Origin of the sequence: Micromonospora inaquosa (assembly GCF_003857055.1) — a bacterium.
GTDB lineage: Bacteria > Actinomycetota > Actinomycetes > Mycobacteriales > Micromonosporaceae > Micromonospora > Micromonospora inaquosa.
Genome location: NZ_QGSZ01000381.1, coordinates 1 through 12,908 on the forward strand (window position 1 = coordinate 1; position 12,908 = coordinate 12,908).

10 protein-coding genes are annotated in these 12,908 nt (G+C 70.5%); 4 read left to right on the top strand and 6 right to left on the bottom strand.

What is annotated here, in order from left to right; genetic code table 11:
• Window positions 1-1,634, bottom strand: a 1,634-nt coding sequence (locus DLJ59_RS34295; RefSeq protein WP_148096998.1) for an FAD-dependent oxidoreductase, incomplete at its 3' end; no start/stop codon positions are given.
• A gap of 145 nt (window positions 1,635-1,779) precedes the next feature.
• Between DLJ59_RS34295 and DLJ59_RS34300 the strand changes: the two genes are divergently transcribed.
• Entirely contained in the window at window positions 1,780-2,898 is a 1,119-nt protein-coding gene (locus DLJ59_RS34300) for an LCP family protein (protein ID WP_124778264.1), read from the top strand.
• Window positions 2,899-2,905: 7 nt separating this feature from the next.
• Here DLJ59_RS34300 and DLJ59_RS34305 read toward each other — a convergent pair whose 3' ends face one another.
• Window positions 2,906-4,363, bottom strand: a complete 1,458-nt coding sequence (locus tag DLJ59_RS34305; protein ID WP_124778265.1) for a M1 family metallopeptidase — start codon at window positions 4,361-4,363, stop codon at window positions 2,906-2,908.
• 110 nt (window positions 4,364-4,473) lie between these two features.
• Window positions 4,474-5,880 carry a M1 family metallopeptidase gene (locus DLJ59_RS34310; RefSeq protein ID WP_124778266.1) on the bottom strand — a complete coding sequence of 469 codons (1,407 nt, stop codon included), beginning with the start codon at window positions 5,878-5,880 and terminating at the stop codon, window positions 4,474-4,476.
• A 240-nt stretch (window positions 5,881-6,120) separates the two neighbouring features.
• Between DLJ59_RS34310 and DLJ59_RS34315 the strand changes: the two genes are divergently transcribed.
• Entirely contained in the window at window positions 6,121-7,236 is a 1,116-nt protein-coding gene (locus DLJ59_RS34315) for a sugar phosphate isomerase/epimerase family protein (RefSeq protein WP_124778267.1), read from the top strand.
• A gap of 72 nt (window positions 7,237-7,308) precedes the next feature.
• Here DLJ59_RS34315 and DLJ59_RS34320 read toward each other — a convergent pair whose 3' ends face one another.
• Both DLJ59_RS34320 and guaB read right to left on the bottom strand, forming a co-directional pair.
• Window positions 7,309-8,427, bottom strand: a complete 1,119-nt coding sequence (locus DLJ59_RS34320) for a GuaB3 family IMP dehydrogenase-related protein (RefSeq protein ID WP_124778268.1) — start codon at window positions 8,425-8,427, stop codon at window positions 7,309-7,311.
• Between the two features lie 30 nt (window positions 8,428-8,457).
• The gene (gene guaB, locus DLJ59_RS34325) at window positions 8,458-10,020 is read right to left on the bottom strand and encodes an IMP dehydrogenase (protein ID WP_124778269.1); all 1,563 of its coding nucleotides are present in this window, start codon (window positions 10,018-10,020) and stop codon (window positions 8,458-8,460) included.
• A gap of 186 nt (window positions 10,021-10,206) precedes the next feature.
• Here guaB and DLJ59_RS34330 point away from each other — a divergent pair, with 186 nt between their 5' ends.
• Window positions 10,207-10,626, top strand: coding sequence for a DUF5319 domain-containing protein (locus DLJ59_RS34330; protein WP_030337860.1), 420 nt, complete (start codon window positions 10,207-10,209; stop codon window positions 10,624-10,626).
• 85 nt (window positions 10,627-10,711) lie between these two features.
• Here DLJ59_RS34330 and DLJ59_RS34335 read toward each other — a convergent pair whose 3' ends face one another.
• A complete protein-coding gene (locus DLJ59_RS34335) occupies window positions 10,712-11,527 on the bottom strand; it encodes a helix-turn-helix transcriptional regulator (RefSeq protein ID WP_124778270.1) in 816 nt (271 codons plus the stop codon).
• Window positions 11,528-11,779: 252 nt separating this feature from the next.
• On the opposite strand from DLJ59_RS34335, the gene DLJ59_RS34340 reads away from it, so the two are divergent.
• A complete protein-coding gene (locus DLJ59_RS34340; RefSeq protein ID WP_124778271.1) occupies window positions 11,780-12,163 on the top strand; it encodes a WhiB family transcriptional regulator in 384 nt (127 codons plus the stop codon).
• The last annotated feature ends 745 nt before the right edge of the window (window positions 12,164-12,908 follow it).

Here is a 12,908-nt window from a genome sequence, read left to right on the forward strand (position 1 = left end):
AGGCGACGGTACGGGCAGGCGAGGGGCGGGCGGGGGTCCTTGTCGCCCTTGTTGGGCCAGAAGGACATCGCCCGTTCCGCCTGGGCGGTGATCGTCAGGGAGGGGTTCACGCCCAGGTTGGCCGAGACGGCGGCGCCGTCGACCACGTGCAGCCCGGCGTGACCGTACACGCGGTGCCAGGGGTCGATCACTCCGTCGGCCGGGGTCGCCCCGATGACCGCCCCGCCCAGGATGTGCGCGGTCACCGGGATGTCGAAGGGTTCGGTGAGCGAACCGCCGGCGGTGCCGCCGATCTCGTCGGCGAGCATTCGGGCCGCCGTGTTGCCGGCCGGGATCCAGGTCGGGCTGGGCGTGCCGTGGCCCGGGCCGGTGACCAGTCGGCGGCCGAGCGGGCCACGCCGCCAGCAGGTGGTCAGCGAGTTGTCCACGGACTGCATGACCAGGGCGATCACCGTTCGTTCCGACCAGCCGCGGACCGACAGCATCCGGGCGGCCAACCGGGGCTGCCGCACGATGCTGCCCAGCCAGCGGCGTACCCGGTGCGGACCGCCGTCGACCAGCAGTGACTGGAGCAGCCCCATCGCGTTGGAGCCGCGCCCGTAGCGGACCGGCTCGATGTGCGTGTGCGGGTCGGGGTGGAACGAGCTGGTGATGGCCACCCCCTCGGTGTAGTCCAACCGCTCGGATCGGGCCCTCTGTCGTGGCACCGAGGCACCGAGGATCGCCTCCGAGTTGGTCCGGGTCAGCTCGCCGAGTCGGGGCGAGAGCCCGGGTAGCGCCGCGTCGGCCCGCATCGCGTGCAGCAGCCGTTGGGTGCCGAGCGCTCCGGCGGCGAAGACCACCTGGTCGGCGTGGATGACCTGCCGAGCCTTGCGCAGCCAGGCGCCGGTGCGTTCGGTGTGCACCTGGTACCCGCCGCCGTCCGCGGGTCGGACAGCGGTCACCGTGGTCAACGGACGGACCGTTACGCCGAGCCGCTCGGCGAGCCAGAGGTAGTTCTTGACCAGCGTGTTCTTCGCCCCGTGTCGGCAGCCGGTCATGCATGACCCGCAGTGCTGGCAGCCGGTGCGTTCCGGGCCGGCACCGCCGAAGTACGGGTCGGCGACCCGCTGGCCGGGCCGGCCGATGTGCACGCCCACCGGGGTGGCGTGGAAGGTGTGCCCCACCCCCATCCGCTCGGCCACCGCGCGCATGGCCCGGTCCGCACCGGTGTGCACGGGGTACGTGGTGACGCCGAGCATCCGTTTCGCCTGGTCGTAGTGGTGGGCCAACTCGTCGCGCCAGTCGGTGATGTCGCGCCACTGCGGGTCGTTGTAGAAGGCCGGCAGCGGTTCGTAGAGGGTGTTCGCGTAGACCAGCGAACCGCCGCCCACCCCGGCGCCGGAGAGCACCAGCACCCCACCGCCGGACCGTCGCTCGGCCGGTCGGAGCAGGGTGAGCCGTTGGATGCCGTAGCAGCCCAGCTTCGGTGCCCAGAGGAACCGGCGGACCCGCCAGGACGTTTGCGGGAACTCGTCGTCGGCGAAGCGGCGGCCGGCTTCCAGGACCGCTACCGAGTAACCCTTCTCGGCCAGTCGGAGCGCGGTGACGCTGCCACCGAAGCCGGAGCCGATGACTATCACGTCGTACCGCATGAACGCATCATTACTCGCGAGTAGCGCTCGCGCCAGCGGCACTTTTTGCGCGATCATGCTCCGGCCGACCGACCCGGCGCCTCCCGGCCGCAACCCGGAGCACCCGTCGGAGCGTTGTTCACCAGACGGGTGGAAGGAAGCCAAGATGGTTCTCGGGTCGATGGCACCGCGCCGACGGTGGCTGCTGCTGGGGCTGACGGCCCTCGCCGTAGTCGCGCTGATCGCGGCCAGCGCGGTGGTGATCACCCGGCTGACCGGGGACAACAAGCCCGGCGGCGCTCCGGTGGCCGGCTCGCCGACCCCGTCGCCGGTCGGCACGCCGACGCCGAGCCCCAGCGGTCCCCCGCCGGGCGCGGACATCACCGGCCCGCTCAACCTGCTACTGGTCGGTGTGGACACCCGGGTCAGCGTGCCCGGGTGGGAGCCGCACTCGGACGCCGTGCTGGTGCTGCACGTACCCAAGGGATTGGACCGGGCGTACCTCTTCTCGCTCCCCCGCGACCTGCTGGTGGACATCCCGGCCTTCCCGAAGGCCGGTTACAAGGGCGGCAAGACCAAGCTCACCCACGCGATGAGCTTCGGCAGCCGGGTGCCGGGCAAACCCAAACAACCCAGCACAGCCCAGGGGTACGAGCTGCTGCGCAGCACTGTCAGCGGTTACACCGGGCTGCGCATCGACGCGGGCGCGGTGCTCACGTTCAACGGGTTCGACCGGTTGGTCGACGCGCTGGGCGGGGTGGACATCTACGTCGACCAGCGGGTCGCCTCGCTGCACCGCCGACCGGACGGCAAGTACCGGGAGAGCGCGCCGGGCGGGTACACCGGGCCGCAGCAGGTCTACGAGAAGGGCGAGCGGCACCTCAACGGTTGGCAGGCGCTGGACTACGCGCGGCAGCGCTACATCACCGGCGGTGACTACGCGCGGCAGCGTCACCAGCAGCAGCTGATCCGGGCGATGACCCGCAAGATCCTGGACGAGGGCCTGGCCCGGCAACCGGAGCGCGTCGACCAGGTGGTCTCCGCGCTGGGCGACACCCTGGTCTACGTCGGCGGGCGCCGGATCGTCGACATCGCGTACGCCCTCAGTGGACTGCCGGAGAACCGGTTCACGCTGGTCGGCCTGCCCGGTTCCGGCGTCGGCAAGGGCAGCGCCTACCGGGGCGAACAGCTGACCACCGAGGGCCGCAAGTTCCTCACCGAACTGCGCGCCGGCCGCGCCGACGCGTACCTGGCCGCCCACCCCTCCCTGGTCGTCAAGAACTGACCGCCGCTCAGAGCCGCTTGGGCCGGGCGGGTTTCTTGGTGCCGTAGAGCCAGGCGTCGAAGACCGCGTCGAGCTGCTTGCCGGAGACCCGCTCGGCCAGGGCCACGAACTCGGCGGTGGTAGCGGTGCCGTTGCGCTTCTCCGCCGCCCAGGTCTTGATGATCTCGAAGAACGCCTTGTCGCCGACGGCCACCCGCAGGGCGTGCAGGGCCATTCCGCCGCGCTGGTAGACCGACTCACTGAACAGCTTCTCCACACCCGGCTTGCCCGGCGGTGTCTGCCACACCTGCGCGGACATGGTGGCGTACCGGTTGTCGAACGCCTCCTTGGCGGTGTACGCCTTGGTGTGCTCGGCCCACAGCCACTCCGCGTACGTCGCGAAGCCCTCGTTGAGCCAGATGTCCTCCCACTTGGCCAACGCGACGCTGTCACCGAACCACTGGTGGGCCAGCTCGTGCGCGACGACCTCGGTGTTCTCGCCCTGCCGGAAGAAGCTCGCCGCGTAGACCGGTCGGCTCTGCGTCTCCAGCGCGTAGGAGATCCGGCGGTCGGCGACCACCACACCGCCGTACGCGTCGAACGGGTACGGCCCGAACACGCTCTCCAGGTAGTCGGCGACCTCAACGGTCCGCGCGATGGACGCGTCCGCGTTCCCCCTGGCCTCGGTGGTGGTGACCGCGTTGTAGACCGGGCGACCCTTGTGCTCGCCGGTGGTGATCCGGAACTTGCCGATCACCAGCGTGCTCAGATAGCTGGCCATCGGCGACTTCTCCGACCACTTCCAGGTGGTCCAACCGCCCGAGCTGGTCTTCCCGCCGGGAACCCCGTTGCTGATCGCGGTCAGGCCGTCCGGCACGGTGACTTCGAAGTCGTACGCCGCCTTGTCCGACGGGTGGTCGTTGACCGGGAACCAGGTGCTGGCCGATTCGGGCTGACCCAGCGCGATGGCACCGTCGGCGGTGTGCAGGAAGCCGCCGTCACCGAGCGTCTCGTTCCTCAGCGGCTTCGGCTTGCCGGCGTAGGTGATCTCGGCGACGAAGCCGTTGCCGTTGATCAGGCCGGAGGCCGGCTTGATCACCAGCTCGTTGCGCTTGCGGCTGTGGGTCGCCGGTGCGCCGTCCACGGTGACCGCGCTGACGGTCAGACCGGCCAGGTCGAGGTTGAACGTCGACAGGTCGGCGGTCGCGTTGGCCCGCACTGTGGTCGTACCCGTCAACTGGTCCTTGGCCGGGTCGTAGCGCACCTTCACCGTGTAGCGGCCGACGTCGTAGCCGCCGTTGCCGTAGGTCGGGAAGTACGTGTCGCCGACCCCGTCGGCACCCGCGGTGAAGGTCCGCGCCGGTGTGGGGGACGCGCTCGGTGACGGTGCCGCGGCCGGGCCTGACGAGCCGCATCCGGACAGTACGAGCGCACCGGTCACCAGCAGGCCGGCGCCCATGCGCACTCTGTGCCGCGTCCCCCGCATCCCACACCCTCTCCGCACGGTGGCCGGTCACGGCCTTCGCCGCTCCGCGCGAACGGGCACCTACCCGCCGTTCACCGGCGGCAGCATATCGACCGGGCAACCGGGTCGGATCACGGCAGTGTGGGGGCCGCTCCACCCACCAACCAGGCGTCGAAGAGCGGACGCAGTTGCCGCTGCGCGACCCGCTCGGCCAGCGAGACGAGGTCCGCGGTGGTCGCGTTGCCCCCCGCCCGCTCGGTGGTCCAGGTGCGCAGGATGCGGAAGAAGAGGTCGTCACCGACGGTCCGGCGCAGCGCGTGTACGGCGAGCGCCCCGCGCTTGTAGACGGCCGTGCCGAACATCTGCTCCCGGCCCGGCTCGACCGACGGCTGCCCCCAGTCGGTGGCCGCGTACTGGATCTCGAAGTTGCGCTGGGCGGTCCGGCCGCCGTCGTGTTCCTCCCACAGCCACTCCGCGTAGCTGGCGAAGCCCTCGTTGAGCCAGATGTCACCCCACCTGGTCAGTGACACGCTGTCGCCGAACCACTGGTGCGCCAACTCGTGTGCGACGACGCTCGGGTTCGGCCGGTCGTCGGCGAAGAAGCCCGGCCCGTAGACCGGCCGGGACTGGGTCTCCAGGGCGTACCCGATCCGGTCGTCGTCGATCACGATCCCCCCGTACGAGTCGAACGGGTAGGGGCCGAAGCGGCTGGCCAGGAAGTCGACGATCGCGCCGGTGCGGGCCAGCGAGGTGGCCGCCCCGCCGGTTGCCGGCAGGCTCGCGGCCACCGCCGTGACCATCGGCCGGCCGGCGTGCGTGCCGGTCACCACCCGGTAGTCACCGATCACGAGGGTGCTCAGGTAGCTGGCCATCGGGGTGCGCTCCGACCAGCGCCAGGTGGTCCAGCCGTCGGCGCTGCTCTTCGGCCCGGGTACGCCGTTGCTCAGCGCGGCCAGGCCGTCCGGGACGGTCACCGCCAGGTCGTAGGTGGCCTTGTCCGACGGGTGGTCGTTGACCGGGAACCAGGTGGCGGCCGAGTCGGGTTGGCCGAGCGCCACCGCGCCGTCGGTGGTGTGCAGGAAACCGCCGCTGCCCAGGACCCCGTCGTCGACGGCCGTGGGCACGCCCGCGTAGTCGACGGTCACGGTGAACTGCCGACCGCGCGGCAGGCCGTCGCGGGGCGTCACCACCAACTCGCCGTCGCCGCGTCGGTGGTCGGCCGCCGTGTCGCCCACGCTGACAGCGCCGACGTCCAGGCCGACCAGGTCCAGATTGAACCGGGACAGGTCCTGGGTGGCGGTGGCCGTGATGACGGCTCGACCGGTCAGTCGGTCGGCCGACGGGTCGTAGCGGACGTCGAGGCCGTAGTGCGCGACGTCGTAGCCACCGTTGCCGTGCCCCGGCACGTACGGGTCGCCGACGTCGGCCGCGCCGGGCCGGAAGCCGTTGCGGTCGTCGCCCGTGCAACCGGTCGTGACCAGCCCGAGGACGCAGGTCAGCGCGGCGGCGACGGTCAGTCTCCGTCCGGTCAGGACCATGCCCACCCCTCCTGCGGTACTCCGGCCTCCTGCGGCGTGCAGGTTTACTACGGCGTTCCGGTCTCCTGCGGCGTTCCGGTCAGGACGAGCGTAGTCAGCATCGCCGGCCGCGCCGGCCGGTATCGACGATCATCAGTTACTTTCGTCGAATCAAACGAAAGCTGCTGTCGATCGAACCTTTCTTTCAACTTAGACCGACGTTAGTGTCGGGCTCCGACCACCGTCGCGAAAGGTGGAACCATGCCTGACCACACCGCCCCCGACGCCACCCCCACCAACCGGCTCAGCCGTCGTTCCCTGCTCGCCGCCTCCGCGGGCGCCGCCGCCGCGATCGGCGCGGCCGGCCTACCCGTCCTCGCCACCGGCACCCCCGCCCTCGCCAACCCCGGCAAGGCGGGCAAACTGCGGGTCGAACCGCTGATCCCGGCCAAGAACCGCGGCATCATCCTCTACAGCGTCCGCGACCGCATCACCGCCGCGCCCGACGACAGCGGAGTGCCGTACGGCTTCGAGCGCGTCCTCGCCCGACTCGCCGAAATCGGCTACAAGGAGATCGAGTTCGCCGGCTACACCCAGAGCACCGAGATCCTGGGCCGGCAGATCACCCCCGCCGAAATCCGCAAGATCCTCGACGACAACGGCCTGGTGGCCAACGGCACCCACGCCACGATCCAGCCGTCCACCTTCCAGCAACAACTCGACATCGCCGAGGAACTCGGCATGAAGAACATCGGCACCGGCAGCGACCCGACCAGCAGCGCGTACAAGGCCGAATGGGACGCCGCCGCGGACATCTGGAACGAGCTGGGCCGGCAGGCCAAGGCCCGAGGCATGCGGCTCTACACGCACAACCACGACGCTGCGTACAACTTCCTCATCGACCGGGGCCCGCGCGACGCGCAGGGCCGGCAGACCCGGTCCTCCGGCATCCGCCGACTGGAGTACTTCTTCGAGATCACCGACCCGCGGTACGTCTTCTTCGAGCTGGACATCTACTGGGCCTACGTGGCCCGCTACAAGCACCAGAAGTACGTCAACCCGGCCGGCCAGGAGGTCACCGACCTGTTCGACCCGATCCTCACGGTGGCCGACCGGACCACCCGGTTCCCGCTGTTCCACGCCAAGGACGGCGACCGGGACACCAGCGTCCCCAACGGGTACCAGATGACCCCGCTGGGCGACGGCGACCTCAACTTCCAGCAGTTCTTCCAGACCATCGGCGAACGCAACTTCCACCACGCCAACTGGGAGATGGACACCGCCCCCGGCGGCGCGGACAACAAGGGCCAGTCGCTCGACTTCGCGGCGACCAGCTACCGCAACATGTCCGACCTGACCATCTACGTGCAGAAGTGACTCCGCGCTGAACGCGACGAAGGCCGGCCCCGCACTGGTGCGGGGCCGGCCTTCACACGTCTGACGGATCGGTCAGCGGTCGAGGACCAGACCAACCTTCTGGAACTCCTTCAGGTCGCGGTAACCACACTTGGCCATCGCCCGACGCAACCCGCCGAACAGGTTGAGCTGACCGTCGGCCTCATCGGCCGGCCCGAAGAGCAACTGCTCCATCGACCCGAGCGGCTCACCCGAAACCTCGAAGGCACCCCGGGGCAGCGACGGGTGGCTCGCCGCCGAGTGCCACCAGGCGCCACCGGCGGGGGCCTCGTCGCAGAGCGACAGCGGCTCACCGAGCATCACCGCGTCCGCGCCACAGCCCAGCGCCTTGGCGATGTCGCCCGAGGTCTGGATGTCACCGTCGGCGATCAGGTGCACGTACCGGCCACCGGTCTCGTCCAGGTAGTCCCGGCGGGCCGCCGCGGCGTCGGCGATCGCGGTGGCCATCGGCACCCGGATGCCCAGCACCGACTCGGTGGTCGACCACTCGTCGCCACCGATGCCCACGATCACCCCGGCCGCACCGGTACGCATCAGGTGCAGCGCCGTCTTGTAGTCGGTGCAACCACCAACGATCACCGGCAGATCGAGGTCGGCGATGAACTCCTTGAGGTTCAACGGCTCGTCGGTGGTCGACACGTGCTCGGCCGAGACGATCGTGCCCTGGATGACCAGGATGTCCACCCCGGCGTCCAGGATCACCGGCGCCAACGCGAGGGTGTGCTGCGGGGAAACCCGCACCGCCACCGTGCCGCCGCCGGCACGCAGCTCGCGGACCCGCTCCGCGATCAGATCCGGACGGATCGGCTCCGCGTACACCTCCTGGAGCCGCTTGGTGGCGCGGGCCTCCTCGTCGAGGCCGGCCAGCTCGTCCAGCACCTTCGTCGGGTTCTCGTAGCGGGTCCAGAGCCCCTCGACGTTGAGCACACCGAGGCCGCCGAGCTGACCGAGGCGCACCGCCGAGGACGGGCTCATGGTGGCGTCGGAGGGGTGACCGACGCACGGAATACCGAACGGGTACGCGTCGAGCTGCCAGGACGTCGAGACGTCGTCGACGTCCCGGGTACGGCGGCTCGGCACGATGGCGATGTCGTCCAGGTGGTAGCCGCGCTGCGCGGTCTTGCCCAGCCCGATCTCGACCACGTCACGCATGGGGGACTCCAGATGGTTGGGGGTGGTGGGTCAGCGGGTGTGGTAGTTGGGCGCCTCGACGGTCATCTGGATGTCGTGCGGGTGGCTCTCCTTCAGGCCAGCCGCGGTGATCCGGATGAGCTGGCCCCGGCGGTGCAGATCGGGGATGTTCTCCGCACCGGCGTACCCCATGGCCAGTCGCAGACCGCCGACCAGCTGGTGGGCCACCCGGGAGAGCGGCCCCCGGTAAGGCACCTGACCCTCCACGCCCTCCGGGACCAACTTGTCGTCGCTGAGCACGTCCTGCTGGAAGTAGCGGTCCTTGCTGTACGACTTGGCCTGCCCCCGGGACTGCATCGCGCCGAGCGACCCCATCCCGCGGTACGTCTTGAACTGCTTGCCGTTGACGAAGATCAGCTCGCCGGGGCTCTCCTCGCAGCCGGCCAGCAGGCTGCCGAGCATCACCGTGTCGGCGCCGGCCACCAGGGCCTTGGCGATGTCACCGGAATACTGGATGCCACCGTCGCCGATCACCGGCACGCCGGCCGGCCGGGCGGCCCGGGCCGCCTCCATGATCGCGGTCACCTGCGGCACGCCGACCCCGGCGACGATCCGGGTGGTGCAGATCGCGCCCGGCCCCACGCCCACCTTGACGCCGTCGGCGCCAGCGTCGACCAGCGCCTTCGCGCCGGCGTACGTGGCCACGTTGCCGCCCATGATGTCGACCGTCACGTCAGCCTTGAGCCGGCGGACCATGTCCAGCACGGCCCGCTGGTGACCGTGCGCGGTGTCCACGATCAGCACGTCGACGCCCGCGTCGACGAGGGCACGGGCCCGCTTGTAGGCGTCCTCGCCCACACCGATGGCCGCGGCGACCCGCAGGCGGCCAGCGTCGTCCTTGCTGGCGTCCGGGTACTGCTCGCTCTTGGTGAAGTCCTTGACCGTGATCAGGCCACGCAGCCGGCCCGAGCCGTCGACGATCGGCAGCTTCTCGACCTTGTGCTGACGCAGCAGCGCCAGGGCGTCGTCCTTGCTCACCCCGACCCGCGCGGTGATCAGCGGGGTGTGGGTCATGATCTCGCGGACCGGAGTGTTCGGCTCGGAGACGAAACGCATGTCCCGGTTCGTCACGATGCCGACCAGCTGGCCGTCGCCATCCACCACCGGAACGCCGGAGATGCGGTAACGCCCGCACAGCTCGTCGACCTCGCGCAGCGTGTCGTTCGGGCTGGCGGTCACCGGGTTGGTGATCATGCCGGACTCGGAGCGCTTGACCAGGTCGACCTGGAGGGCCTGGTCCTCCAGGGAGAGGTTGCGGTGCAACACACCGATGCCGCCCTGGCGGGCCATGGCGATCGCCATCCGGGCCTCGGTCACCGTGTCCATCGCGCTGGACAGCAGCGGAATGGACAACTCGATGTTGCGGGTGAGCTTCGTCCGGGTGTTGACCCGGCTGGGCACCACGTCCGACTCGCCCGGCTGAAGCAGCACGTCGTCGAAGGTCAGACCGAGCGGAACCACCCGAGCGGAGCCGGCCGGCAGCTCAGGCAGGTGGCCGCCCAGGTCGGCGTGCTCGACGCCGGCCGGAAGATCGGTGCTGGGCGAATTTTCCACGATTGCTCCCCTGAGCTGCTCGGATGGGCTTCAGCGAGGTGGCGCGGGCGGGCACCGGAGCGCGCCACGATGCTGGCACGTCGCCTCATCGTACCCAGTGAGCTGGGCGACCCGTCCGTGGCGGGCCGGCTCGGCGCGGAGGCCGGGGGGCGGACGTTCCCGCCGCGTTGGGTCTACGGTGAGGGGGTGCACGACGAGCCCATCGACCCGTTCAATGGCGACCCGGCCGATCCGACCGCGGGTCTGGATGACCCGGGCGACGACGCGACGCCGGATCCGCTGACCGACGTCGAGCGGCAGGATGTGCTGGAAGACCTCGCCGACCTGGAGATCTACCAGGCTCTGCTGGCCCCGATCGGGGTCCGCGGGCTGGTGATCGAATGCGAGGACTGCCGGGAGCCGCACTACTTCGACTGGGACCTGCTCCGCGGCAACCTGCGGCACCTGCTCAACTCCGGTCGGCCCCGCGTGCACGAGCCCGCGTACGACCCTGACCCGGATCACTATGTGACCTGGGACTACGCCCGGGGTTACGCCGACGGGGTGCACGACACCCTGTCCGAGGGCACCGAGGACGAGCCGGGCGCCCCGACCGCCACCAAGTGACACCGCTGCGCGGCCTGCACCAGTAGCCGCGCGCCGGGTACGACGTTGCCGGCGGCGCGTGTCCCGTTGCCGCGCGGCGCTTACGTCAGGCGACCAGGCCGGCGCGGAACCCCGCCGCCACCGCGTGCGCCCGGTCCCGGGCACCAAGCTTGCGGAACAACCGGCGGGCGTGCGTCTTGACGGTGTCCTCCGAGACGAACAACTCCCGGCCGATCTCCGCGTTGCTCTTGCCTTCGGCCATGCCGAGCAGCACCTGAAGCTCACGCTCGGTGAGGCCGATGGACGCCCGACTGGGTCGGGCGTTCGGAACGGGACGGGCCGGGTCGGTCGGCGCCGCCGACTCGCCGGTACCGGCCTCCGCCTCGTCGTCGCCCCGCTGCACCGGCACCGACGCCAGACCGGCCGGCCCGTCGGCTGCCGCGGCCGCCCAACCGGGCTCACCGGAGCCCCGTGGCGACGGCCCGGAGCGACCGGAACCACCCACCGCCGCAGCGTCGCGGGCCGGATCGGTGAGCCGCTGCCGGGAGGCACGGCCGGGTGCGGTGAGCAGCAGTAGCGCCTTCGCCACCGCGCTGGTCAGGTCGTGGTCGACATTCTGAATGAGGCCTCGGGCACCGGCGCTGATGGTGGCCGCCGCGGCCTCGGACTCCTCGGTGCCGAGCAGCAGCACCGCCGCCTGCGGCGCCCGGGCCAACACCCGGCGGACGAAGCCGGCGCTGTCCGGCCGGGTGAGGGCCGTGTCAGCGAGGACCACGTCGGCCGGCCGCTCGGCTAGCCGCAGCATCACCTCGGGATCAGAGACGGCGGTACGAACGATCGCGGACAACCCCAACCGCGCGGCAGCAGAAGTAAGGTGCTGGGCCGCGAGTGGTGTCCGAACGCACACAAGAACGGTACGCACTGTGGTCTCCTCTCCGCCAACGAGCAGACCATGACGCGGTCGGCTGGGGAGGTGGTTCCCGGCAATCGTTCGAACTTTTCCGACAGATAGGGCAAAAGCCGCAATTTCGCGGAGGTTTTCGATCACAGACGTGTGAGTTGACGACAGCCCGGGTACCGGGAGGTCCAGGCCGGAACGGTGCGCCTGCGCGGCCCGCCGCCCGGACGCCGGCCATAAGGATTCTCGCGGTGCCGCGCGGGAGGAGGGGTGCTGATGTCGAACGTACGTAGACTGCCCGGACCCATCGTCGATCTCTGGGACTGGCAGCGACTCGGTGCCTGCCGAGGGCGCGACAGCGCGCAGTTCTTCCACCCCGACGGCGAGCGAGGCTCCTCCCGACTGCGTCGCGAGTCCGCAGCCAAGGCCGTCTGCCGCACCTGCCCCGTTCGCGCCGAATGCGCCGCCCACGCCCTGTCGGTACGCGAGCCGTACGGCGTGTGGGGCGGCTTCAGCGAGTCGGAACGCCTGCGGCTGCTCGCCGTCGGCTGGGAGGATCTGGCAGACCGCCGGCACGCCCGGGTCGACGTCGCGCGGCTGGAAGCCCGCCTGGGCCGCCCGCACAAGTCGACCGTCCCGGCTCAACGCAAGGTCGCCTGACCCGACCCGACCCCGACATCCGCGAAACCGCGCCCCCGCCCTGGAGGCGCGGTTTCGCGTGCTGTGCGACTCCACTGCCCTCTGGGCGATCCCTCGGCGTAGTGCGCGATTTGCGTTGTGAGCGGTTTCCCGTGCGCCATGCATGACGTCACACGGCCGTGCACGGTCCTCACAATTTCGTGGCATCAAGACCCGCCGCCACCGACCCAGCAACTGCGACGGTCATGATCGACACGAGTTCCTTGATGTCGGGGCGTCCCACCCGGCCAGACACCGCGATTTCAATGACGTCGAGTGGATCAAGCCCGACTACGTGGCGCGAGGGTCAAGCAGGGGATCGATCGCCGATTTGGCCGGTCTGAGGCGTTCGGCGTTTGCGCGCCGCATAGGCTATGCACGGTTTGCGGTGTTTGACCGGTGACCGGCCGCACTCGTGGGCTGGAATCATGGCCGGGTCGGGGTCGTTGAACAGCCTGACGATCGCAGCACCACGACCCGCCGCCCGGCCCGCAGGCTGGTCGCGCAGGTTGGAATGCCGGCCACCGCCCGGTCGTTGCAGTCCCCACGACCGACCGCAGGCACCGCCTCCATGTGGGTGCCGGACGGATTGGGCCGCCCCCGGAATGACCCCGGCGGCCCGGTCGTTGCAGTCCCCACGACCGACCGACCCGGCACCTTGATGAGGGTGCCCGGCGGATGGGCCACCCCCGGAATGACCCCGGCCCCCCGGTCGTTACACCTGGAC

Bases quoted from the DNA above. Each gene is read 5' to 3' on its own strand.
- DLJ59_RS34300 (WP_124778264.1), top strand. From the start codon at position 1,780: ATGGTTCTCGGGTCGATGGCACCGCGCCGACGGTGGCTGCTGCTGGGG.
- DLJ59_RS34340 (WP_124778271.1), top strand. From the start codon at position 11,780: ATGTCGAACGTACGTAGACTGCCCGGACCCATCGTCGATCTCTGGGAC.
- DLJ59_RS34310 (WP_124778266.1), bottom strand. From the start codon at position 5,880: ATGGTCCTGACCGGACGGAGACTGACCGTCGCCGCCGCGCTGACCTGC.
- DLJ59_RS34315 (WP_124778267.1), top strand. From the start codon at position 6,121: ATGCCTGACCACACCGCCCCCGACGCCACCCCCACCAACCGGCTCAGC.
- DLJ59_RS34320 (WP_124778268.1), bottom strand. From the start codon at position 8,427: ATGCGTGACGTGGTCGAGATCGGGCTGGGCAAGACCGCGCAGCGCGGC.
- DLJ59_RS34305 (WP_124778265.1), bottom strand. From the start codon at position 4,363: ATGCGGGGGACGCGGCACAGAGTGCGCATGGGCGCCGGCCTGCTGGTG.